Annotated in this window: 1 pseudogene; it reads right to left on the reverse strand. The window is 72.3% G+C overall.

Going from position 1 to position 249, the window contains the following annotated elements:
* Positions 1–249, reverse strand: a pseudogene (locus tag J0695_RS37560) (FAD-dependent oxidoreductase); the annotation flags it as partial.

A 249-nucleotide genomic window follows, 5' to 3' on the forward strand; every position in this document is an offset into this window, starting at 1 on the left:
TGTAGCCGTCGGGGCGGACGAGGAGGGTGTCCCGGCGGGCGGATGCCGGCTTCCAGTGGAGTTGCAGTGCGTCGGGGATCGTGAGGGTTTCGGTGCCCGCGGGGGTGATCTGGACGAACTTGCCGGCGCGCAGGGCCTCGTAGAGATGGGTGTTGCCGGCCAGGGCGTAGTCGGGGGCGCGGTGGGTGTGCTTGTCGTAGGCGATGGCGATGCCGCTGATCTGGCCGGCGGCCCTGCGGCGGGCCGGGG

The sequence above is a fragment of the Streptomyces beijiangensis genome, assembly GCF_017315755.1.
Classification (GTDB): Bacteria; Actinomycetota; Actinomycetes; order Streptomycetales; family Streptomycetaceae; genus Streptomyces; species Streptomyces beijiangensis.